The organism is Variovorax sp. M-6, assembly GCF_052114385.1.
Lineage (GTDB): Bacteria > Pseudomonadota > Gammaproteobacteria > Burkholderiales > Burkholderiaceae_C > Variovorax.
The window spans coordinates 13836-36265 of record NZ_JBFREQ010000001.1 but is presented as its reverse complement, the minus strand read 5'-3'; the positions used below and the strand labels follow the sequence as shown (position 1 = coordinate 36265).

Annotated in this window: 19 protein-coding genes; 13 read left to right on the top strand and 6 right to left on the bottom strand. The window is 69.4% G+C overall.

Annotated features, from left to right (window positions below; all coding sequences use genetic code 11):
- Positions 1–51 precede the first annotated feature (51 nt).
- From dapA to AB4Z46_RS00155, 4 genes are read right to left on the bottom strand one after another with little or no spacing between them, the layout of a single operon-like run.
- Positions 52–978 carry a 4-hydroxy-tetrahydrodipicolinate synthase gene (dapA, locus tag AB4Z46_RS00170; protein WP_442281447.1) on the bottom strand — a complete coding sequence of 309 codons (927 nt, stop codon included), beginning with the start codon at positions 976–978 and terminating at the stop codon, positions 52–54.
- Between the two features lie 41 nt (positions 979–1019).
- On the bottom strand, positions 1020–1574 hold the full coding sequence (locus tag AB4Z46_RS00165) for a class I SAM-dependent methyltransferase (RefSeq protein ID WP_442281446.1): 555 nt from the start codon (positions 1572–1574) through the stop codon (positions 1020–1022).
- Entirely contained in the window at positions 1571–1711 is a 141-nt protein-coding gene (locus AB4Z46_RS00160; RefSeq protein ID WP_442281445.1) for a hypothetical protein, read from the bottom strand. Before AB4Z46_RS00160 ends, AB4Z46_RS00165 begins: the two co-directional genes overlap by 4 nt.
- Positions 1712–1719: 8 nt before the next feature.
- Positions 1720–2934: an MFS transporter gene (locus AB4Z46_RS00155; protein WP_442281444.1), complete on the bottom strand. Its 1215-nt coding sequence runs from the start codon at positions 2932–2934 to the stop codon at positions 1720–1722.
- Positions 2935–3156: 222 nt separating this feature from the next.
- Between AB4Z46_RS00155 and AB4Z46_RS00150 the strand changes: the two genes are divergently transcribed.
- From AB4Z46_RS00150 to AB4Z46_RS00135, 4 genes are all read left to right on the top strand, one after another.
- Complete coding sequence (locus AB4Z46_RS00150) at positions 3157–5154, top strand: DNA topoisomerase IV subunit B (protein WP_442281443.1); 1998 nt, start codon at positions 3157–3159, stop codon at positions 5152–5154.
- A gap of 84 nt (positions 5155–5238) precedes the next feature.
- Positions 5239–6117, top strand: coding sequence for a lytic transglycosylase domain-containing protein (locus AB4Z46_RS00145; protein WP_442281442.1), 879 nt, complete (start codon positions 5239–5241; stop codon positions 6115–6117).
- 74 nt (positions 6118–6191) lie between these two features.
- Positions 6192–8576, top strand: a complete 2385-nt coding sequence (gene parC / locus AB4Z46_RS00140; protein WP_442281441.1) for a DNA topoisomerase IV subunit A — start codon at positions 6192–6194, stop codon at positions 8574–8576.
- Between the two features lie 11 nt (positions 8577–8587).
- Entirely contained in the window at positions 8588–8767 is a 180-nt protein-coding gene (locus AB4Z46_RS00135; protein ID WP_442281440.1) for a hypothetical protein, read from the top strand.
- 23 nt (positions 8768–8790) lie between these two features.
- On the opposite strand, the gene AB4Z46_RS00130 is transcribed toward AB4Z46_RS00135, so the two are convergent.
- Positions 8791–9918 (bottom strand): MBL fold metallo-hydrolase, encoded by a 1128-nt coding sequence (locus AB4Z46_RS00130; RefSeq protein WP_442281439.1) that lies wholly within the window; start codon positions 9916–9918, stop codon positions 8791–8793.
- 152 nt (positions 9919–10070) lie between these two features.
- On the opposite strand from AB4Z46_RS00130, the gene AB4Z46_RS00125 reads away from it, so the two are divergent.
- Positions 10071–13571, top strand: a complete 3501-nt coding sequence (locus tag AB4Z46_RS00125; RefSeq protein ID WP_442281438.1) for a patatin-like phospholipase family protein — start codon at positions 10071–10073, stop codon at positions 13569–13571.
- Positions 13572–13597: 26 nt separating this feature from the next.
- Here the strand turns inward: AB4Z46_RS00125 and AB4Z46_RS00120 are convergent, their stop codons facing one another.
- A complete protein-coding gene (locus tag AB4Z46_RS00120; RefSeq protein ID WP_442281437.1) occupies positions 13598–15301 on the bottom strand; it encodes a hypothetical protein in 1704 nt (567 codons plus the stop codon).
- 145 nt (positions 15302–15446) lie between these two features.
- Between AB4Z46_RS00120 and AB4Z46_RS00115 the strand changes: the two genes are divergently transcribed.
- The 8 genes from AB4Z46_RS00115 (at position 15447) to AB4Z46_RS00080 (ending at position 22390) form a co-directional block, all read left to right on the top strand.
- Entirely contained in the window at positions 15447–16118 is a 672-nt protein-coding gene (locus tag AB4Z46_RS00115) for an amino acid ABC transporter permease (RefSeq protein ID WP_442281436.1), read from the top strand.
- A 14-nt stretch (positions 16119–16132) separates the two neighbouring features.
- Positions 16133–16786 carry an amino acid ABC transporter permease gene (locus AB4Z46_RS00110; protein WP_442281435.1) on the top strand — a complete coding sequence of 218 codons (654 nt, stop codon included), beginning with the start codon at positions 16133–16135 and terminating at the stop codon, positions 16784–16786.
- 138 nt (positions 16787–16924) lie between these two features.
- A complete protein-coding gene (locus AB4Z46_RS00105; RefSeq protein WP_442281434.1) occupies positions 16925–17722 on the top strand; it encodes a transporter substrate-binding domain-containing protein in 798 nt (265 codons plus the stop codon).
- A gap of 149 nt (positions 17723–17871) precedes the next feature.
- Positions 17872–18651, top strand: a complete 780-nt coding sequence (locus tag AB4Z46_RS00100; protein ID WP_442281433.1) for an amino acid ABC transporter ATP-binding protein — start codon at positions 17872–17874, stop codon at positions 18649–18651.
- Between the two features lie 16 nt (positions 18652–18667).
- The gene (locus AB4Z46_RS00095) at positions 18668–19402 is read left to right on the top strand and encodes a sugar phosphate isomerase/epimerase family protein (protein WP_442281432.1); all 735 of its coding nucleotides are present in this window, start codon (positions 18668–18670) and stop codon (positions 19400–19402) included.
- On the top strand, positions 19402–20361 hold the full coding sequence (locus AB4Z46_RS00090) for a sugar kinase (RefSeq protein WP_442281431.1): 960 nt from the start codon (positions 19402–19404) through the stop codon (positions 20359–20361). The genes AB4Z46_RS00095 and AB4Z46_RS00090 overlap by 1 nt, the downstream gene beginning before the upstream one ends.
- On the top strand, positions 20358–21350 hold the full coding sequence (locus AB4Z46_RS00085) for a 2-hydroxyacid dehydrogenase (protein ID WP_442281430.1): 993 nt from the start codon (positions 20358–20360) through the stop codon (positions 21348–21350). Before AB4Z46_RS00090 ends, AB4Z46_RS00085 begins: the two co-directional genes overlap by 4 nt.
- Before the next feature lie 14 nt (positions 21351–21364).
- Complete coding sequence (locus AB4Z46_RS00080) at positions 21365–22390, top strand: LacI family DNA-binding transcriptional regulator (protein ID WP_442281872.1); 1026 nt, start codon at positions 21365–21367, stop codon at positions 22388–22390.
- The last annotated feature ends 40 nt before the right edge of the window (positions 22391–22430 follow it).

The window sequence follows — 22430 nt, the reverse complement described above, 5'->3', positions numbered from 1 at the left end:
GTCCGGGCAAAAGGTTGCCGGCGTCCGCGAACGCCCGCTGTAAAGATGGGGTCAGTCCTTGAGGAGGCCGCTGGCGCGCAATGCGGATTCGACCACCGGCCGGCCGGCTTCCGCCAGTTCGGTGAGGGGCAGGCGCAACGCGCCGCCGCACAGCCCGAGCCGGGCCATGGCCCACTTGAGCGGAATCGGATTGGGCTCGACGAACAGGTGGCGGTGCAGCGGCATCAGCTCGAACTGGATCTGCATGGCGCGCTTGACGTCGCCGGCGATCGCGGCCACGCACAGCTCGTGCATCTTGCGCGGCGCGATGTTGGCCGTGACGCTGATGTTGCCCTGGCCGCCGCACAGCATCAGTGCGACCGCGGTCGGGTCGTCGCCGGAGTACACGGCGAAACTCTTCGGCAGGTCGCGGATCAGCCACTGGGCGCGCTCGATGTTGCCGGTCGCTTCCTTGATGCCGATGATGCCGGGCACCTGCGCCAGCCGCAGCACGGTGTCGTGCGCCATGTCGGCGACGGTTCGGCCGGGCACGTTGTAGAGCACCGTTGGCAGGTCGCCCACCGCTTCGGCGATCGCCTTGAAGTGCTGGTACTGGCCTTCCTGCGTCGGCTTGTTGTAGTAGGGCACCACCTGGAGCTGGCAATCGGCGCCCACGCCCCTGGCGAATTTGGCGAGCTCGATGGCTTCCTTGGTGGAATTGGCGCCGCAGCCGGCCATCACGGGCACGCGGCCGCGGGCCTGTTCGACCGAGACGCGGATGATCTCGCAGTGCTCTTCGACGTCGACCGTCGGCGATTCGCCGGTGGTGCCGACGACGCCGAGACAATCGGTGCCTTCGTCGATGTGCCAGTCGATCAGCCGGCGCAGGGCGGGGTAGTCGACACTGCCGTCGTCATGCATCGGCGTGACGAGCGCAACGATGCTGCCTGTCAGTTGCTCCAAGGGAATCTCTTTGTGGGTTGCCCGAAAAGCAGCCATTCTACTGACCTGGCCGCGACTTCCGGGAAGAAGGCGCCCTGTCAGGGCTGCTGCAGCCGATGGCGCGGCGGTGGCCCGGAAGCGGCGACGCAGGGCCGGACAGCGGCGATGCGCTGGACGAAGCGCTCGGGTTCGGGCAGGAAACCGTCCTCGTAGGCCACCACGCGCAGGCCGGCGCAGGCGGCCAGCAGTTCGCCGGGCTGGAGCAGGAAGTCCGGCCGCGACGGCTTGCCGACGCTCTCGTTGCCCGCCGCAAAGGTTTCATAAAGCAAAACACCGCCGGGCGCGACCGCCGCGACGATGTCCGGCAGGCGCGGGCGCCAGAGGTAGTGGGTGACGACCACGGCGCCGAAATGCTGGCCTTCGAAGGGCCAGGGGCCGTCCTCGATGTCGGCCTGCACGGCGCGGCCGAACGCCGCCGCGGCAGCGATCGCGTCCTGCGAGCGGTCGACGCCGGTGGCGGGGTGGCCGCGGCCGCCGAACCAGCGCATGTGTCGGCCGCTGCCGCAAGCCACGTCCAGCACCGAGGCGCCGGGCGCCAGCAGGTGCGACCAGCGCACGATCCAGGGCGAGGGTGCGAGCGAGGCGTGGTTCAAAAGCAGGCCCAGATCTGGTCGGCCAGCGACACCAGGAAGGCCGGGCGCGTGTAGAGCGCGAACACGCCCGCCAGCGCGAGCGCGGCGGCGCCCAGCCAGCCGGCGTGGACGAGGCGATGGCGGAGGGTCTTGGACATGGACGTGGTCAGGCCGGCTGGATCCGGGTGCGCAGAATCGCGCCTTCCTTGACCGGCAGGTTGATCAGCGCCGCCATCACGCCGAGCCCGATCGAGAGGTACCAGACCAGGTCGTAGCTGCCCAGCCGGTCGTACAGGGAGCCGCCCAGCCAGACCCCCAGGAAGGAGCCGACCTGGTGGCTCAGGAAGACGAAGCCGCCCAGCATCGACAGGTGGGCGACGCCGAAGATCTGGGCCACGATGCCGCTGGTCAGCGGCACGGTGGAGAGCCACAGGAAGCCCATCGCGGCGGCGAACACATAGACCGAGAGCGGCGACAGCGGCGTCAGCAGGAAGAGCGCGATCGCCGCCGCGCGGCTCAGGTAGATGGCCGCCAGCAGCTTGCGCTTGGCCAGCCGGGAACCGAGCGCGCCCGCGGTGTAGGTGCCGAAGATGTTGAACAGGCCGATCAGCGCCAGCGCATAGCTGGCCACCTCGGGCGAGAGTCCCTTGTCGCGCAGGTAGCTCGGCATGTGGATGCCGATGAACGCCAACTGGAAGCCGCAGACGAAGTAGCCGGCCATCAGCATCACGAAGCTGGGGTACCTGAAGGCCTCCTGCACGGCCTGCGCGATGGTCTGATCGCGCTTGACGCCGGCGGCGGCCAGCCGCGGCTCGCGCAGCGCGAAGGCCAGCGGGATGATCAGCAGCACCATGGCCGCCAGCGCCAGCAGCGCGGTCTGCCAGCCGAGCCGGGAGATCAGCTGGCCCTCGACCGGCACCATGAGGAACTGGCCGAAGGAGCCGGCCGCGGCCGCCACGCCCATGGCCCAGGAGCGGCGCTCGGCCGGGACCTGGCGCCCGATCACGCCGTAGATCACGGCATAGGTGGTGCCGGCCTGGGCGGCGCCGATCAGCACGCCGGTGGTCAGCGCGAACAGCAGCGGCGTGTGCGACAGCGCCATGCCGGCCAGTCCCAGCGCATAGAGCACGGCGCCGGCCACCAGCACCCGGAAGGCGCCGAGCTTGTCGGCCAGCATGCCGGCGAAGACGCCGATCACGCCCCAGGACAGGTTCTGGATGGCGAGCGCGAGCGAGAAGGCCTGTCGCGTCCACCCCTGGTCCTGGGTGATCGGCTGGAGCCAGAGGCCGAAGCCGTGGCGGATCCCCATCGAAAGGGTGACGATCATGGCGCCGCAGATGAGCACCCGCTGGATGCCGAGCGGCTGGGAAGAAGAGGTCATTGCGGAAAATGTACCCAAAAGCCAGGATCGGCGTCGGGCGCCTGCCAGCGGCGATTGTTGAAATTTTCGCCGACCTTTGATGCGTCCTGCGCGTCAGGGGTCGCCGGCGGCTCCGGAGCCAAGGCATGGTCCGACGCCGGGCCGCCCCAAGGCGGACCGCGCCCCCTCGGGGGCAGCGACCCACACGGAGTGGGGGAGCGTGGGGGCCTAGAATCCCGCGCCATGGCAAGCAAGGAACCAGGCAGTTACGGCGAGGCGTCGATTCGCGTCCTCAAGGGCCTCGAGCCCGTCAAGCAGCGGCCGGGCATGTACACCCGCACCGACAACCCGCTGCACATCATTCAGGAAGTATTGGACAACGCGGCCGACGAGGCACTCGCGGGCTACGGCAAGAAGATCAAGGTCACGCTGCACACCGACGGCTCGGTCAGCGTCGAGGACGACGGCCGCGGCATTCCGTTCGGCCTGCATCCGGAAGAGAAGGCGCCGGTGGTCGAGCTGGTGTTCACCCGGCTGCACGCGGGCGGCAAGTTCGACAAGGGCTCGGGCGGCGCCTACAGCTTCTCGGGCGGCCTGCACGGCGTGGGCGTGTCGGTCACCAATGCGCTGTCGACCCGGCTGGAAGTCGTCTCGTACCGCGAAGGCTCGGTGGCGCAACTGGCGTTCTCGGCCGGCGACGTGATCGAGCCACTGAAGGTTCGGCCGCAGGAAAGCGCGGCCGCGTCGAACGGCGATGGCCCGCGCGACCGCAGGCAGGGCACCACGGTGCGGGCCTGGCCGGACCCGAAGTATTTCGAGTCCGCCGTGCTGCCGATCAACGAGCTGACCCACCTGCTGCGCAGCAAGGCGGTGCTGATGCCCGGCGTCACGGTGACGCTGGTGGTCGAGAAGACCAAGGACGTCCAGACCTGGCTCTACAAGGGCGGCCTGCGCGACTACCTGATGCAGACCCTCAACGGCGATCCGGTGATCCCGCTGTTCGAAGGCGCGGGCCATGCCGACAAGAACGCCGACAACTTCGCCGAGGGCGAGGGCGCCGACTGGTGCGTGGCCTTCACCGAGGACGGCCAGCCGGTGCGCGAGAGTTACGTCAACCTGATTCCGACCAGCGCCGGCGGCACCCACGAGAGCGGGTTGCGCGACGGCCTGTTCAACGCGGTCAAGAGCTTCATCGAGCTGCATTCGCTGCTGCCCAAGGGCGTCAAGCTGCTGCCCGAGGACGTGTTCGCACGCGCTTCGTACGTGCTTTCGGCCAAGGTGCTCGACCCCCAGTTCCAGGGCCAGATCAAGGAACGGCTCAACTCGCGCGACGCGGTGCGGCTGGTGTCCAGCTTCGTGCGGCCGGCGCTCGAGCTGTGGCTGAACCAGCATGTGGACTACGGCAGGAAGCTCGCCGAACTGGCCATCAAGGCCGCGCAGACGCGCCAGAAGGCCGGGCAGAAAGTCGAGAAGCGCAAGGGCTCCGGCGTGGCCGTGCTCCCCGGCAAGCTGACCGACTGCGAGAGCAAGGACATCGCGCACAACGAGGTCTTCCTGGTCGAGGGCGATTCGGCCGGCGGCAGCGCCAAGATGGGCCGCGACAAGGAAAGCCAGGCCATCCTGCCGCTGCGCGGCAAGGTGCTCAACACCTGGGAGGTGGAGCGCGACCGCTTGTTCGCCAACACCGAAATCCACGACATCTCGGTGGCCGTCGGCGTCGATCCGCACGGGCCCAGCGACACGCCCGACATGTCGGGCCTGCGCTACGGCAAGGTCTGCATCCTGAGCGATGCCGACGTCGACGGCTCGCACATCCAGGTGCTGCTGCTGACCTTGTTCTTCCGCCATTTCCCGAAGCTGATCGAGGCCGGCCACGTGTACGTGGCCAAGCCGCCGCTGTTCCGGGTCGACGCGCCGGCGCGGGGCAAGAAGCCGGCTTCGAAGGTCTATGCGCTCGACGAGGGCGAACTCACGGCAATCCTCGACAAGCTGCGCAAGGACGGCGTGCGCGAAGGCGCCTGGAGCATCAGCCGCTTCAAGGGGCTGGGCGAAATGAACGCCGAGCAGCTCTGGGAGACCACGCTGAACCCCGACACGCGGCGCCTGCTGCAGGTGCGGCTGGGGCGCTTCGATGCCCAGGGCACCGAGGGCGAGATCACCAAGCTGATGGGCAAGGGCGAAGCCGCCGCCCGTCGCGAACTGATGGAACTGCGCGCCGATGACGTCGAAATCGATGTCTAGGCCGGCGCAGGCCGCGAACATTTTGTGACGCTGTGGGCGGTCGGACCGGCCCGTAGCCATCCATAGTGCCGCATGGTCAACCTCATGAGAGCCCCTGGACGCTTCCTGCTGCTGCCGGCGCTGCTGCTGTTCGCGCTGCCGCGCGTCCACGCCGCCGACATCTTCGGCTACGTCGACGACAAGGGCGTGGCGCATTTCGCATCGGAGCCGATCGATCCGCGCTACCAGCTCTTCTTTCGGGGCGGCCAGAGCTTCGACACGGCCAAGGGCATCGGGCTGCCCCGGCTTGGCGCGAAGGGCGTGATCGACGGCAAGGTGCCGCCTGCGTCGCAGGCCCTGCTGGCGTTGTTCGAGGCCTCGCCGAACTACAAGCCCGCGCAGGGCGCGCTGCGCGAGGCGGCGCGGCGCCATTCGATCGACTACGAGCTGCTGCAGGCGCTGGTCGCGACCGAATCGGGGTTCGACGCGCAGGCCGTGTCGCCCAAGGGCGCATTGGGTTTGATGCAGGTGATGCCGGCCACCGCGCAGCGCTATGGCGTCACGACGGACAAGCGGGCGTCGATCGAGAAGAAGCTCTTCGACCCGCACATCAACGTCGCCACCGGCTCGCGCTACCTGCGCGACCTGCTCGCGATGTTTCCCGGCCGGATCGAGCTGGCGCTGGCGGCCTACAACGCGGGCGAGGGCGCGGTGCAGCGCGCCGGCAACAAGATCCCGAACTACCGCGAGACCCAGAACTACGTCGCGACCGTGCTGCAGCTCTACGCCTACCTGAAGCCTTCGGCGCCCCTCGGGCGCGGCAATGCGCCCGGCCGCATCCGCATGGAAATGACGGTGCCGAAGGGCGGTGCGCTCGGACGTGGCAACATGCCGTCCGAACGGCGCAGCGTGCCGGCGCTGCCCGCCGATGCCGGACCGGCGCCCGCCGGGCCTGCCGAAACGGAGTCGCCCGCGCTGCCATGAAGCCGGTGGCGACCCGGACACCGGGTTGAGCGCAAGGCGCCGGCCCCCCTGAATTTCCTCATCATTCTCTTTCCATGGACTCTCAACCCACGCTCGACCTCCAGAGCCCCGAAGACGATGGCGCGCTGACGCTGGCCGACTACGCGCAGACCGCCTACCTCGAATACGCGCTCAGCGTGGTCAAGGGCCGCGCCTTGCCCGATGTCAGCGACGGCCAGAAGCCGGTGCAGCGGCGCATCCTCTATTCGATGTCGCGCATGGGCCTGGGCTTCGGCGGCGCCAACGGCACCGTGGGCGCCAAGCCGGTCAAGAGTGCGCGCGTGGTCGGCGACGTGCTCGGCCGCTTCCACCCGCACAGCGACCAGGCGGCCTACGACGCGCTGGTGCGCATGGCGCAGGATTTCTCGCAGCGCTATCCGCTGGTCGACGGCCAGGGCAACTTCGGCAGCCGCGACGGCGACGGCGCCGCGGCGATGCGCTACACCGAGGCGCGGCTGGCCCGCATCACGAGCCTGCTGCTCGACGAGATCGACGAGGGCACGGTCGACTTCATCCCCAACTACGACGGCTCGACCGAGGAGCCGCGCCTGCTGCCGGCACGGCTGCCGTTCACGCTGCTCAACGGCGCGAGCGGCATTGCGGTCGGCCTGGCGACCGAGATCCCGAGCCACAACCTGCGCGAGGTCGCCGACGCCTGCGTGGCGCTGATCAAGGCCAACGGCAAGCTGACCGACGAGGAGCTGTTCACGCTGGTGCCCGGCCCCGACTATCCGGGCGGCGCGCAGATCATCAGCAGCGCGGCCGACATCGCCGACGCCTATCGCACCGGCCGCGGCTCGCTCAAGGTGCGGGCCCGCTGGAAGATCGAGGAGCTCGCGCGCGGCCAGTGGCAGCTGGTGGTCAACGAACTGCCGCCCGGCGTCAGCTCGCAGAAGGTGCTCGAAGAGATCGAGGAGCTCACCAATCCCAAGATCCGCGCCGGCAAGAAGGCGCTCTCGGCCGAGCAGACGCAGCTGAAGGCCGCCGTGCTGTCGCTGCTCGACGTGGTGCGCGACGAGTCGAGCAAGGACGCGCCGGTGCGGCTGGTGTTCGAGCCCAAGACCTCGCGCATCAGCCAGGAGGAGTTCACCACGATGCTGCTGTCGCAGACTTCGCTGGAGAGCTCCTCGTCGATCAACCTCACGATGGTGGGCATCGACGGCAAGCCGACGCAGAAGTCGCTGCGCCAGATCCTGAACGAATGGATCGCCTTCCGCGAGATCACGGTCGAGAAGCGCTCGCGCCATCGGCTCGGCAAGGTGCAGGACCGCATCCACATCCTCGAAGGCCGGCAGCTGGTGCTGCTCAACATCGACGAGGTGATCGCGATCATCCGCGCCGCCGAGGATCCGAAGGCAGCCTTGATCGCGCGCTTCAACCTGAGCGACCGGCAGGCCGAGGACATTCTCGAGATCCGGCTGCGCCAGCTGGCGCGGCTCGAGGCGATCAAGATCGAGCAGGAGCTCAAGGGCCTGCGCGAGGAACAGAAGAAGCTCGAGGACATCCTCGGCAGCCCGGCCGCGCTGCGCCGCCTGCTGGTGAAGGAAATCGAGGCCGACGCCAAGAGCTTCGAGGATGCGCGCCGCACGCTGATCCAGGCCGAGAAGCGCGCCGTGGCCGAAGTGCGCGTGGTCGACGAGCCGGTGACGGTGATCGTTTCGCAGAAGGGCTGGGTGCGAACGCAGAAGGGCTGGGCCAGCGAGCGCGCTGCGGGCGCCGCGGCACCCGAGTACAGCTTCAAGTCCGGCGATGCGCTGTACGGCGCCTTCGAATGCCGCTCGGTCGATACGCTGCTGGTCTTCGGCACCGCCAAGGACAAGGGCGTGCGCGTCTACAGCGTGCCGGTGGCGTCGCTGCCGGGCGGGCGCGGCGACGGCCAGCCCGTGACGACGCTGATCGACCTCGACAGCGGCACGCATGTCGCGCACTACTTCGCGGGCCCGCTGACGGCCAGCCTGCTGCTTGCGAACACCGGTGGCTATGGCTTCATCGCAGCGGTCGAGAACATGATCTCGCGCCAGCGCGGCGGCAAGGCCTTCATCGACGTCGGCGAGGGCGAGCAGCTGTGCCGGCCTTCGCTGGTCGGCGGCGCCGGTGGCGCCGAGCCGCTGCCGGCCGCCACGCACGTGGCCTGCGCCTCGACCGGCGGCCGCATCCTGACCTTCGACATCGGCGAACTCAAGGCGCTGCCGAAGGGCGGCCGCGGGCTCACGCTGATCGATCTCGAGGCCAAGGACACGCTCGCGGGCGCGGCGGCCTACACGCGCAGCGTGAAGATCGAAGGCATCGGCCGCGGCGGCAAGGAGCGCGAGGAGACGCTGGAGATCCGCACGCTCAACAACGCGCGCGGCAGCCGGGCACGCAAGGGCAAGGCGGCCGACCTCGGCTTCAAGCCGACCGGCATCGTGCGCGTGCTGTAGGGGAGCCGCGCATGGAAATCGGAATCATCGGAATCGTGATCGCGGTGGTGAGCGGCCTCGCGAGCTTCGCGCTCGGCCGCTGGCTGTCGGGCCGGCGGCGGCAGAAGAAGGCCCAGCAGGCGCGGGCGGCGGCCGAGGCCGGGCAGAGCCGGCAGGTGCGGCGGGCGCGGGAGCGGCGGCAGAAGCGCTGAGCCTCGGCTGCCATCGAGGGCCGCTACTTCAGTCCGGCCCACCAGCGCTGGTTGGTGCGCGGCTGGCCGATCGTCAGCACCTCGCCGATCTCCGGCGTGGCGAGCTCGATCTTCCTGCCCGCCGACAGGTCGGCGATGCGGTCCAGCGGGTCGTGCCAGGTGTGGAAGGCGAGGTCGAAGGTGCTGTTGTGCACCGAGTAAAGCACCTTGCCGCGCAGGTCCTCGAAGGCCTGCACGCTCTGCTCGGGCGTCATGTGGACCGAGGGCCAGTAGGCGTCGTAGGCGCCGTTCTCCATCATCGCCAGGTCGAAGCCGCCGAAGCGCTCGCCGATGTCGCGAAAGCCCCCGAAGTAGCCCGAGTCGCCGCTGTAGAAGATTCGCTGGCCGCCGCTCTGGATCACCCACGACGCCCACAGCGTGCGGTCCCGGTCGTTGAGGGTGCGACCCGAGAAATGCTGCGCCGGCGTGGCGGTGAGCTGGACGCCGTCGTACTGCGCGTTCTGCCACCAGTCGAGCTCGGTGACCCGGTCGGCCGGCACGCCGAGCTCGAGCAGCCGTGCCTTGACGCCCAGCGGCACGAAGTAGCGCTGCACCCGTTGCGCCAGGTATTCGATGGTCGCGGTGTCGAGGTGGTCGTAGTGGTCGTGCGAAAGGATCAACCCGTCGATCGGCGGCAACTGCTCGAGCGTGAGCGGCGGCTTGTGGAAGCGCCGCGGGCCCAGCCACTGGAAGGGCGAGGCGCGCTCGCTGAACACCGGATCGATCAGCCAGAACTTGCCCTGCAGCTTGAGCAGGTGCGACGAATGCCCCAGGCGGATCAGGTGGTTGGTTTGCGGGTCCAGCGCCTGCAGCTCCGCGGTGTCGAGGGCCTGCACCGGAATCGGATCGGTCGGTACGGTATCGGTCTTGGTTTCGAAGAGGAAGCGCGACCAGATCTTCCAGCTGCCGGCCGAGGGCAGGGCGTCCGGGTTCGGCGGGTTCTGGAAGCCGCAGCCCTTGAACTGGGGCGACCGGACATAGGGGCTCTCGCAAGCGCCGCTGGTCGTGCAGGCGGCAAGCAGCGTGCACGCCGCCGTCGCGAGGCCCGCACACAGGCGCAGCAGTCGGCGCGCTTGTGCGGCGGGCACGATGTCAGGGGGCGCTGTCGTCATGGGGGATCCTGATGAAGCGGAGGATGGACGGGGCGGCGAGAGCTTAACCAATCGACGGGAATCGGGCAGCCCCTGCGCTCCGGCATAGGCCGTTCGAGCCATTGATGCAGCGGCCCAACCATGAAATATTGCTTCGAACGACGAGGAGCCGAATGGACGAGACCATCCAGAAGCTGGTCGCCGAGCGTCGTTGCGCTCTTCACGGCACCGACGATGGCCGACGGCCCTGGGGCCTGGCACTGTCGGGTGGCGGCATCCGCAGCGCCACCTTCTGCCTGGGCCTGCTGAAGGCGCTGGCGGCGCGCCGGCAACTGCTCAAGTTCGATTTGATCTCGACCGTCTCGGGAGGCGGCTACATCGGCGCGGCGCTCGGGCGGCTGTGCACCAATGCCCAGTCGGCCGAGGAGGTGCGCGAGATCGAGTGCGCCCTCGGCGACGTCGACCGCGCACGCTTCGGCTGGTGGCTGCGCGCCAACGGCCGCTACCTGATTCCGGGTGGCCTGCGCGACACGCTGTTCGCCACCGCGCTCTACCTGCGCAACCTGCTCGCCACCCACATCGAACTCGCGATCGCCGCCAGCCTGATCGGCATGGTGCTGGCGGCCGCCAACCTGCTGCTGTGGGACGCCGTGTTCCGCGCCGTCGACCTCAACAGCCTTCCGCCCGACGCGGTGGTGCGAACGGCCGAACTCTACGCGCTGCAATACATGCGGATGGTGGTGGAGTGGGCGACGCAATGGCCGACGCTGTGGTTCACGCTGGTCGGGCCCTTCCTGGCCTCGGTGGTGCTGGCCTGCGCCTACTGGTCGGTGCACGACAAGCCGTCCACCTCGTCGATGCTGTTGCAGGTGGCGATGTGGCTGGCGCTGGGCATCGGTGCGGCCTTCGTCGGGCCCAGGCTGATGCAGCGCTACAGCGGCCCGCCCTGGCTGGCGCCGGCCTTCGAGGCCTTCGCGGCCTGCTGGGTGATCGCCCTGCTGTGGGTGCTGCACCGTGGCCGCAGGCGGTCGCCGGCCGAACTGCGCAACGAGCTGACCGAGCGACTGGCCTCGGTCCTCAATACGGCGCTGCTGATCGTGATGCTCGGCCTGCTCGACCGCAGCGCCTGGTGGCTGGCCGCCGAGGGCCAGGAGCAGCGGGTGTCGTACGGCGCGGTGCTGCTGGTGGTCGCCGCGGTGCTGCGCGGCGTGCTGCCGATGCTGCTGTCGCACCGCCAGGAGCTGCCCGGCATCGGCAAGACGGTGGTGATGACGCTCGCCAGTCTGCTCGGGCTGGTGCTGGCCTTCTGTCTCGCGGCGTGGTGGGTCAGCGTCGTGTATGCGGCGGTGCTGCTGCCGGTCTTCACGCCGGCCGGGCTGGACTTCATGCGCGGCTGGGCCTGGCTCGGCACGATCGCCGTGATCATCGGCATCTATGCCTTGGCGACCGGGCGCAACTTCGCCTTCCTGAATGCCTCGTCGCTGCACATGTTCTACAAGGCGCGCATCGTGCGCGGCTACCTCGGGGCCGCCAATGAGCGGCGGCTCGGTGCCCGGCCGACCGACAAGATGTCGGGGCTGGAGCCGCCGCAGGTGCCGGTGGGCCGGGTCGATGCACACGACGACATCTCGCAGCTGCGCTACGCGCCGCAGGCCCACGGCGGGCCGGTGCACCTGGCGAACGTCTGCATCAACCAGACGCACGGCACCAAGGATCGGCTCTTCAACCGCGACCGCAAGAGCCAGCCGCTGACCATCGGGCCGCTGGGCTGGATGCAGGCCGGCGGCGCCCAGTGGGCCCAGGCCCGCGGCGACGGCGCGCTCACGCTGGGCGCCTGGATGGCGATCTCGGGCGCGGCCTTCGCACCGGGCCTCGGGCGTCTCACCAAGCGCGGCATCTCTGCGCTGTCGGTGTTCGCGGGCCTGCGGCTGGGCTACTGGTGGAACAGCGCCGGCGCAGGGATCTTGCAGCGCGGCGCGGTGGTGCATGCGAGCCCGCTCCTGATGAAGACGCGCTTCATGCTGCTCGAGTGCTTCGGCGCCTTTCCGGGCAGCAGTTCGGCCAACTGGTACCTGAGCGACGGCGGCCATTTCGAGAACACCGGCGCCTACGCGCTGCTGCGGCAGGAGGCCGCGCTGATCGTGATCGCCGACTGCGGCGCCGATCCGGACTACCGCTTCTGCGACCTCGAGATCCTGATTCGCCGCGCCCGCATCGACCTCAGCGCCGAGATCACCTTCATGAAGCCTCGGCCCGACGCCGAGTGGACGCACCTGGGCGCCTTCGGTTCGCTCAACGACCTGGCCTCGCCGAGCAGCCAGGCTTGCCTGGCGCTCGCGCAGGTCCGCTATGCGAGCGGCGCCACCGGACAGATCGTGCTGGTCAAGCCCAACGTCTCGGCCTCGCTGCCGGTCGACCTGGTGAACTTCAAGGCGGCCAATCCGCTGTTCCCGCAGCAGCCGACCACCGACCAGTTCTTCGACGAGGCCCAGTGGGAGAGCTACTTCCGCCTCGGCTCGGAGATCGGCTTCCGGCTCGACGAGGAGATGCTGGAGCACGTGGCGGCCGGTGCACCGGGCCTGTTCGTGCTCGACGACGGCCAGCCGGATTCGAGCGCCCGCGGCGCCAAGGCGAGCGACAAGGACAGCGCCACGGCCGCCGCGGTGGGCTCGATGAGCCGGCTGCAGGCCCGCGTGCTCAAGGCCGGCGCGGTCACGGCATCGATCGGCATCGGCACCGCGGCCACCTTCGGCGTCGCCGCCTGGCAGGGCATCGACAGCTGGCGGGCGCAGCGTGCCGACCAGGAAAAATCGGAGAACAGCGCCTTCAAGGAGCTCACCGAACGCTGGGCCCATCTGCGCAGCGGCGGCGGCGGCGGCGATGCGCCGGCCCTGCTGGCGGCCGAGCTGCTGCGCACCGGCGACCTGCTGTGCCGCGAGGGCAGCGACAACTTCATGGCCAGGTTCCGACTGTCGGTGCGCCTGGTCGACGACGCCAAGCAGGCCTGCGCGAGCGAGGCCGCGGATCAACGCAGCCCGGCCTGCGCGCGGCTGCTCGATCCGGGCAACGGCATCGACTGCCTGCAGCCCGCGCAGGCGCCGCCGTGCGCACCGCGCTACTGGGCGCGCGACTACAGCGGCCAGACCGGCTCGAAGCAGAATTGCAGCGGCATCCTGCCGGTGCCCTTCCGGCTGGCGGTATGGCTGCGCGACCGGCTCACGGGGGCCGGTCGCGACGAGCAGGTGGCGGCCGCTCCGCCGATGGCGGCCGGGCCACCGCCCACCTATGCGCCGTCGCCCGACGGCACGAGCGCGCCGCAGCCGGCGCCCGCGCCGATCGCCCCGGATGCCTGCGAGGGCGCGGTGGTCTACATCCTGACCTATGGCACCGGGCTGCGCGATAAGGCGCGCGCCTGGCGTGGCCCCTGGCGTGCCCTGGGCGCGTCGGTGCCGCCGATCGAGGACCTGCTGAGCACCTCGCGCCGCGCCGGACGCGCGCCGCCGGTCGGCCATCCGGTGCCGACCGTGGTCATCCGCGAGGAGTCCTCGCGCGCCTGCGCGCAAGCCCTGATCCAGACGGCGGCATCGCCGACCGGGCAGCCCTGGGTCATCAAGCTGCTGCCGCGCCCGATCCAGGCGGACCCCGGCGCGATCGAGGTCTGGTTGCCCCGTTGAGGTTCCGCCCCCTGGGTCGGGAGCACTCAGTCCGAACCCGGCCGCCAGACCCGGGCCAGCACGCCGAGCTTGGTGCGCAGCGTGTGGCGCTCGTCGGACAGCGCATCGATGAAGTCCGACAGCCGCTTCGACTTGACCATCGTGTAGACCGTGAGCCAGGTGGTGAAGCCGAAGACGATGCCGAACCAGATCAGCTTGCGCCACAGCGGCGAATCGGCCTCGGCCAGCAGGTTCATGCCGAGGAAGCCGGTGGTGATGGTGCCGATGAGGCCGAAGAGGGTGACCACCGTGAGCCGCACCACCGTGTTGGCTTGTCTTCGCAGGCTGTCGGCGTCCAGGTAGGTGTTCATGTCGGCGATGCGCTCCTTGACTTCTTCGTAGAGCGGATCGAGTCCGAGGTGCGTGGTGCACAGGTGCGACAGCGCACGCACCTGCGCCTGCTCCGAGATCTCGTGGAACCAGTAGCGGTGCGTGAAGCGCAGGAAGCCTTCGAAGCTGGCGCGGATCGCTCGCTTGAAGCGCTTGACGCTGGCGACGTCGTGGACGTCGAGCATGCGCAGCGCTTCCACCAGCCGGTCGGAGTACATCAGCAGCGCCGCCTTCTGGAAATGCGCGATCAGGAACAGCAGGAAGTGCTGGTGGCGGAACTGCGCCAGCACGCCGCGGTCGCGGCAGCAGAAGTATTCGGCATGCGCGTCGCCGATCACGACCAGGGCGCGGCCGTTGCACAGGTAGCGCGTGCGAGGCGCGGCGCCGGCGTCGACCCAGAAGCGGTCGTAGCAGTAGCGCCGCTCGAAGTCCTCCACGAGTTCGTCGGCGTAGGGCAGGGGGCCGCCACCGCTGGTGGCCGGCTCGGCCGCGCCGGTCACCAGCGCCAGCCGGATGAAATCGTTGCGCGAGAGCCGGCGCGGATCGTCGAGCGCGAGGTAGGCCATCACCGGCATGCGGTAGTACTCGATCTGGCGGAAGCGCAGTGCGCCAGCCTCGTCCGAATGATCGCTGACCAGCGGCCGCATCAGCCAGGCCCAGTGCGCGGCCAGCCGCGGCGCGCGATGCTCGGCCACGTGCGACATGAAGGCCTCGCGCTGCTGCGCGTCGGAGCACGCGAGCACGCTGCCGTCGGCGGCCAGCCACTCGACGCTGCTCATGCAGTGCAGCGCCTGGCCCTGCGCATCCCAGCCGCCGGGGTAGGCGCGGCCGAAGCGGTAGAGGATCTCCTGCGCCTGCGCGAGGCTCAACCGGTCGGCGCCGACCTCGACGTTGAGGATCACCACATCGACGTCGAAGAAGAAGTAGAGATCGACGTGCACCACCTGCAGCGTGATCGGTGCGTCGCCGGGCCGCCCCACCACGCGCACCGCGGCGACGTCGCTGCGGCGGAACACGCGCATTGGCGAGTCGCCGTCGTTGGCGCCGCCGGCCGCGCGGCCCTTGCGGCCGTCGCCGTACAGGAAGCGCTGCACGTAGGGCAGGAAGCTCACGAACTCGTTGTAGTGGCGCTCGTGGAAGCGGTCGCTGGCGCCGGTGTACTCGTCGATCTCCTCGCGCCACGGCGAGGCGTCGCCGAGATCCCGCAACACCTGCCAGGGGCCGCGATGCGCGTGGCGCGGCTGGGCGGTCGGCATCAGGCGCAAGGGCCACAAGAGGGTCTGGCGCAGGTGCTGCACGGCGGGTGCGGCCACTGCGCCGGAAAACTCTGCCTCGGTGTCCACCAAGTCTGTGATCGGCATTCCGCCAGTGTAGGCATGCGGGCGTCTAGGGGGAATCCCTAGTGTGGTGCTGAAACCGGTTTCAAATATACTGCGCTGCCCCGCGATGAAGTGCGTTTGTCGCGGGATGCACCAACACCGAACCCCGTTTCGAATCGACGCCCCCGTGAACTACCAATTCCAGTTCGATGCCGTCTTCGCCGCCTGGCCGCTGCTGCTGAAGGGCACCTGGATCACGATCCAGCTGTCCCTGGTCGCCACGCTGCTGGGCCTGGTGGTGGCGGTCTTCTGCGCCTGGGGCAAGACCTCGGGCCCGGCCTGGCTGCGCTTCATCGTGAACGCGTACATCGAGGTCATCCGCAACACGCCGTTCCTGGTGCAGCTGTTCTTCTTTTTCTTCGCGCTGCCGGCCATCGGGCTGCGCTGGTCGCCCTACACCGCGGCGCTGACCGCGATGGTGGTGAACCTCGGCGCCTATGCCGCCGAGATCGTGCGCGCCGGCATCGAGTCGATCCCCAAGGGCCAGATCGAGGCGGGCCGGGCGCTCAACCTGAAGCCCTGGGAGATCTTCCGCTTCGTGATCATCAAGCCCGCGCTCAAGGCCATCTACCCGGCGCTCACGAGCCAGTTCATCCTGCTGATGCTGAGCTCGGCCGTGGTGTCGGTGATCTCGGCCGACGACCTGACCTCGGTCGCCGCCAACCTGCAGTCGCAGACCTTCCGCAGCTTCGAGATCTACATCGTGGTCGCCGGCATCTACCTGGCGCTCTCGCTCGCGTTCTCGGCCCTGTTCAAGCTGATCTACAGGCGCACCCTCAACTATCCGGACCGGCGCTAAGGGCCTGCCAATCCATGCGTACCTTCGGCTTTCCCGAATTCCTGTTCATCCTCGAAGCGGCCAAGTGGACGCTGGCGCTGTCGGCGATCGCCTTCGTCGGCGGTGCCATCCTGGGCCTCGTGATCGCGCTCGCGCGCACTTCCGACAACAGGGCCGCGCGCGTGCTGTCCACCGGCTTCATCCAGATCTTCCAGGGCACGCCGCTGCTGCTGCAGCTGTTCCTGATCTTCTTCGGCGCGCCGGTGCTGGGCCTCGACATCAATCCGTGGATTGCGGCCGGCGTGGCGCTGATCCTCAACAGCGCCGCCTTCCTCGGCGAGATCTGGCGCGGCTGCATTCAGGCGATCCCGCGCGGCCAGTGGGAGGCGGCCGAGGCGCTGAGCCTCGACTACACATCGCGGATGCGCGACGTGGTGCTGCCGCAGGCCTTCAAGATCGCGCTGCCGCCGACGGTCGGCTACCTGGTGCAGATCATCAAGGGCACCTCGCTCGCGGCCATCATCGGCTTCACCGAGGTCACGCGTGCCGGGCAGATCATCAACAACGCCACCTTCCAGCCGCTGCACGTCTTCACCACCGTGGCCGCGATCTACTTCGTCATCTGCTGGCCGCTGTCGCTGCTGGCCGCGCGCATGGAGCGCAAGCGGGCACAGGCGCTCGGGAGATGAAGCACTCCCCCAGTCTTCGCGCACTTCGTGTCGCTGCGCCAACCCCCTCGCCGGGGGCAACACCAGCGGCCCGGCAAAGCCGGTTCCGCGGTGTTCCTGGAATCGCTCTTTCTTTCTGTTCTATCAAGGAGACCTGACATGATCCGTTCCACCACCCGCCGCGCGGTCATTGCAGCCCTGGGCCTGGGCGCCGCGCTGACCGCCTTCGCTCCCTTCGCTTCGGCCCAGACCGTGGCCGACATCAAGAAGAAGGGCGAGATCACGATCGGCATGCTGGTCGACTTCCCGCCCTATGGCACCACCGATGCGAAGAACCAGCCCGACGGCTACGACGCCGACGTGGCCAAGCTGCTGGCCAAGGACTGGGGCGTCAAGGCCAACATCGTGCCGGTCACCGGCCCGAACCGCATTCCCTTCCTGCTGACCAACAAGGTCGACCTGCTGGTCGCTTCGCTGGCCGTGACGCCCGAGCGCGCCAAGCAGGTGCAGTTCTCGCAGCCCTATGCGGCCGCGACCGTCGTGCTGTACGGCAAGAGCGGCACGTCGATCAAGAGCGCGGCCGACCTGAAGGGCCTGCGCGTGGGCGTGGCCCGCGCCAGCACGCAGGACGTGGCCGTGACCAAGGCAGCGCCCGAAGGCACCGAGATTCGCCGCTTCGACGACGACGCCTCGGCCATGCAGGCGCTGATGTCGGGCCAGGTCGATGCGATCGGCTGCTCGGTCACGGTGGCGGCGCAGATCGCCAAGCGCGTGCCGGCCAACACCTTCGAGAACAAGTTCACGCTGCTGCAGCAGTCCATGGGTATCGCGATGCGCCCGGGGCAGGACGACCTGCTCAAGAACGTGAACGAGTTCGTGTCGAAGAACACGGCCAACGGCGAGCTGAACAAGCTGTACCAGAAGTGGCTGCAGACCGACCTGCCGAAATTGAACTAACCCCCAGGTTGGCTCACTTCGTGTAGCCGCCCACCCCCTTTCAGGGGGCAACACCAGCGGCCCGGCAAAGCCGGTTCCGCGGTGTTTCACCAACAGGCCTCGGTGCCCTCGCCACGAACAGGGCAAGCAGTGAATCAATGGAAGCAATCATGATGGACGCAGTCACGACATCGGCGGGAGCGGACCCGATCATCCGCATGGAGGCGGTCAACAAGTGGTACGGCAGCTTCCAGGTGCTGACCGGCATCGACCTGTCCGTGCGCACCGGCGAGCGCATCGTGATCTGCGGGCCCTCGGGCTCGGGCAAGTCGACGCTCATCCGTTGCATCAACCGGCTCGAGACGGTGCAGAAGGGCCGCATCGTGGTCGACGGCATCGAACTCACGGCCGGTGGCAAGAACGTCGATGCCGTGCGGGCCGAGGTCGGCATGGTGTTCCAGCAGTTCAACCTGTTCCCGCACCTCACGATCCTGCAGAACTGCACGCTGGCGCCGATGCGCTCGCGCGGCATGAGCCGTGCGCAGGCGGAAGAGGTGGCGATGAAATACCTCACGCGCGTGCGCATTCCCGAGCAGGCGCAGAAGTATCCGAGCCAGCTCTCGGGCGGCCAGCAGCAGCGGGTGGCGATCGCGCGCGCGCTGTGCATGGCGCCCAAGATCATGCTGTTCGACGAGCCGACCTCGGCGCTCGACCCCGAGATGGTCAAGGAAGTGCTCGACACCATGATCGGCCTGGCCGAGGACGGCATGACCATGCTGTGCGTCACGCACGAGATGGGTTTCGCGCGCAGCGTGGCCGACCGGGTGATCTTCATGGCCGACGGCCAGATCATCGAGCAGGGTCCGCCGGCCGAATTCTTTGGCCATCCCAAGCACGAGAAGACGCGCCAGTTTCTCGGACAAATCCTGAGTTCCCATCAAGCGCACTGACGCCGCGATCGACGACATGACGCCGGTACTGATTTCCCTTTCATCCTTCGGCGCCGCAGAGATCGGGCGTCATGGGCAGCTCTGGTGTGCGCAACTGGCGCACGCCGCGGGCGCCGACAGCGTCGAGGTGCGCGGCGAACTGTTGCGCGACCCGGCGACGGAGCTGCCCGCGATGGCCGGGCTGGCCTCGGTCTATTCCAGCCCCGAAGGCCTCTGGGCCGAAGGGGGCTGGCTCGACAGCGCCGCGCTGGCCCGCGGCATCGCCGCCGCGACCACGCTGGGCGCCAGGCGGCTCAAGATGTCGATCGGCGATTTCGGTCCGGCCTCGCACGGTTCGCTGTGGGGCCTCAAGGTGCAGCTCGCCGAAACCCGGGTCGAGCTCGTGATCGAGAACGACCAGACCGTCTCCGCCGGTACGCTGCCGGCGCTGCAGGCCTTCTTCGATGCCGCCGACCGTGCGGGGCTGGAGCTCGGCATGACCTTCGACATGGGCAACTGGCACTGGGTCGGCGAGTGTCCGCTGCAGGCGGCCCAGGCGCTGGGCGGCCGCGTGCGCTACGTGCATTGCAAGGGTGCGCAGCGGCTGCCCGCCAAGTGGGTGGCGGTGCCGCTGGCCGACTCGGTCGCGCCCTGGCGCGCCGTGCTGCGGGCGCTGCCGGCCGACGTGCCGCGCGCGATCGAATACCCGCTGGTCGGTGACGACCTGCTGGCCGTCACGCGCGACCAGATCACCCACATCCGCTCGCTCTGATGGTGAACGCTTCCGCTTCCGCCCTGGACGTCGCGCTGTTCGGCGAGGCCATGCTGCTGCTGGTGGCCGATCGGCCCGGTCCGATCGAGAACGCCACGGCCTTCCACAAGCGCACCGCGGGCGCCGAGACCAACGTGGCGATCGGCCTTTCGCGCCTCGGCCTCCAGGTCGGCTGGGCCAGCCGGCTCGGCACCGACTCGATGGGGCGGGCGCTGCTGGCCACCATGCAAGGCGAAGGCATCGACTGCTCGCACGTGATCACCGATGCGACCCAGCGCACCGGCTTCCAGTTCAAGGGCCGCGTGACCGACGGCAGCGACCCGCCGGTCGAGTACCACCGCAAGGGCTCGGCCGCCAGCCACATGGGCCCGGCCGATGTCGACGAGGCCTGGCTGCGCTCGGCGCGCCACCTGCACGCCACCGGCGTGTTCGCGGCGATCTCCGACACTAGCCTGCAGGCGGCCATCAAGTCGATGGACGTGATGCGCGCGGCCGGCCGCACGATCTCCTTCGACCCCAACCTTCGGCCGACGCTGTGGTCGTCGGCGGAGACCATGCGCCACTGGATCAACGACCTGGCGGCGCGCGCCGACTGGGTGTTGCCCGGCATGGAGGAGGGCCTGTTCCTCACCGGCGAAAGCACGCCCGAGGGCGTGGCGCATTTCTACCGTGCACGCGGCGCCAGGCTGGTGGTCGTGAAGCTCGGTGCCGAAGGCGCCTACTACGACAGCGAGGTCGCCGGCACCGGCCGCGTCGAAGGCTTCCCCGTGAAGGAAATCGTCGACACCGTGGGCGCGGGCGACGGCTTCGCGGCCGGCGTGGTCAGCGCGCTGCTCGAAGGCAAGTCGGTGCCCGACGCGGTGCGGCGCGGCGCCTGGATCGGCGCCCGCGCGGTGCAGGTCCTCGGCGATACTGAGGGCCTGCCGACTCGCGCAGAACTCGAGGAGGCTGGACTGTGACTGCTGCCCGCAAGAAGGTGCTGGTGTTTCGCGAACTTCCCGACGACCAGCTCGCGCGCTTGCAGGCGGTGCACGAGGTCACGGTCGCCAATCCGCGCCTGCCCGCGCAGCGCGCGGCCTTCGATGCCGCGCTTGCGCAGGCGAACGGGCTGATCGGCTCCAGCTACCCGGTCGACGACGCGCTGCTGGCGCGCGCGCCGCAGCTCGAAGTGGTGTCCAGCGTCTCGGTCGGCGTCGACAACTACGCGCTGGCGTCGCTGCACGCGCGCGGCGTCACCTTGTGCCACACGCCCGGCGTGCTCGACGAGACCGTGGCCGACACCGTGTTCGCCCTGCTGATGGCCACCAGCCGGCGCGTGGTCGAGCTCTCGAACCTGGTGCGGGAAGGCCGTTGGACGAAGAACATCGGCGAGGATCTGTTCGGCTTCGACGTCCACGGCAAGACGCTGGGCCTGGTCGGCTTCGGCCGCATCGGCCAGGCGATCGCGCGCCGCGCCGCGCTCGGTTTCGGCATGCCCGTGCTCTATCACGCGCGCCGGCCGGTGGACCTGGCTGCGCAGGCGCCCGAACTGCAGGGCGCTGCCGCGCACACCCCGCTGGACGAATTGCTGGCACGCGCCGACTTCGTGGTCGCGATGCTGCCGCTGTCGGACAGCACGCGCGGCCTGGTCGATGCGAAGTTCTTCGCCGCGATGAAGCCGGGCGCCATCTTCATCAACGGCGGCCGCGGCGCCACGGTGCAGGAAGACGCGCTGCTCGCGGCGCTCGATCACGGCACGCTGCGTGCGGCCGGCCTCGACGTCTTCGCGACCGAACCGCTGCCCGCGGACTCGCCGCTGCGCACCCATCCGCGCGTGACCCCGTTGCCCCACATCGGCTCGGCCACGCACGAGACCCGGCATGCGATGGCCGAGCTCGCGACCACCAACCTGCTGCAGTCGCTGGCCGGCGAGCGCCCCGCGGCGGTCTACGACACCGCATCCGCTTGAACGCCCGAACCCCCATGCAGCGCCCGGCCCGCGCCACCATCGCCGACGTCGCCAAGGCGGCCGGTGTCTCCAAGGCCACGGTCTCGCGTTTCCTGAACCACCGCGAGCGGCTGTTGAGTCCCGACATCGCGGCCCGCGTCGAGGCCGCGGTCGCGCAACTGGCCTACACGCCGAGCCCGATGGCGCAGGCACTGAGCCACGGCCGCTCGCGCCTGATCGGCCTGATCGTGGCCGACATCACCAATCCCTATTCGGTGGCCGTGCTGCGCGGCGCCGAGAAGGCCTGCCAGGATGCCGGCTACCTGGTGATGCTGTTCAACCTGGGTAACGACATCGACCGCGAGCGCGAGGCCATCGATGCGCTGGCCGGTTACCAGGTCGATGGCTTCATCCTCAACACGCTGGGCCGCGGCGCGGGGCTGGTCGATGCCGATGCGCTGCATGGCAAGCCGGCCGTGCTGGTGGACCGGCGCCATGCGGGCATGCACACCGACTTCGTGTCGCTGGACAACCCCGCGGCGATGCGCGCGGCCTGCGGCCACCTGGTCGAAGGCGGCTACCGCGAGCTGCTCTACATCACGGAGCCGCAGAAGGGCGTGAGTTCGCGGCGCGAGCGCACGGCAGCCTTCGGGGCCTGCGTCGCGGCGCACGAGCCGCGCGTGGCCGGCGAGGTGTACGAATGCACGGGTGACGACGGCGAGGGCCTTGACGCCGCGCTGCGCGCCCTGCACAAGCGCGCCAAGCGMGGCAAGCGCGCGGCGGTGCTGGCGGGCAATGCGGTCGTGACCTTGCGGCTGGCCGCGGCGATGGCGCGGCTGGGTTTGCGCTTCGGAACCGACATCGGCTTCGTCGGGTTCGACGACGCCGAATGGGCGCCGCTGATCGGCCCCGGGCTGAGCGCCATCGCGCAGCCCACCGAGGAGATCGGCCGGGTCGCGGCGACCTGCCTGCTCGAACGCCTGCGAGGCCTGGAAGGGCCGGCGCGGCAGCTCTTGCTGCCGGGGGAGCTGGTGGTGCGGGGATCGTCGCGCGGCGCCTGACGCGCGCTGGTCCGTCGTCTTGCGGACCGAACGGCGCGCT